The organism is Pseudomonas sp. PME37.24/025 (assembly GCF_055556615.1).
Genome location: NZ_JBVHNK010000057.1, coordinates 1 through 362 on the forward strand (window position 1 = coordinate 1; position 362 = coordinate 362).

Here is a 362-nt window from a genome sequence, read left to right on the forward strand (position 1 = left end):
AGCACCACCACTCTCAGCCTGAGCACGACCGACTCCGTGGCTGAAGGCGGCTCCATCGTTTACACCGCAACCCTGACCAACGCCGCCGGCACACCGGTCACCGTGACTTTGTCGAATGGTGCAGTGATCACCATCGAAGCGGGTAAAACTACCGGCACCGTGACCGTCGATGCGCCGAAGGACGACGTCTACAAGGACGCCGGCCAGGTTGAAGTGACCATCAAGGACGCTGCGGGCGGCAACTTCGAAAACCTGGCGACCAACCCGGCGGCTGCGGTCACCGAGGTGACCGATACCATCGACACCTCGACCGTGAACCTCACCGCGACCAGCACTGTGGCCGAAGGCGGCACCGTGGTTTA

Annotated in this window: 1 protein-coding gene; it reads left to right on the forward strand. The window is 62.7% G+C overall.

Going from position 1 to position 362, the window contains the following annotated elements; translation table 11 throughout:
• A partial coding sequence (locus tag ACZ3HH_RS29475) for an immunoglobulin-like domain-containing protein (protein ID WP_465810050.1) occupies window positions 1-362 on the forward strand: 362 nt, incomplete at both ends.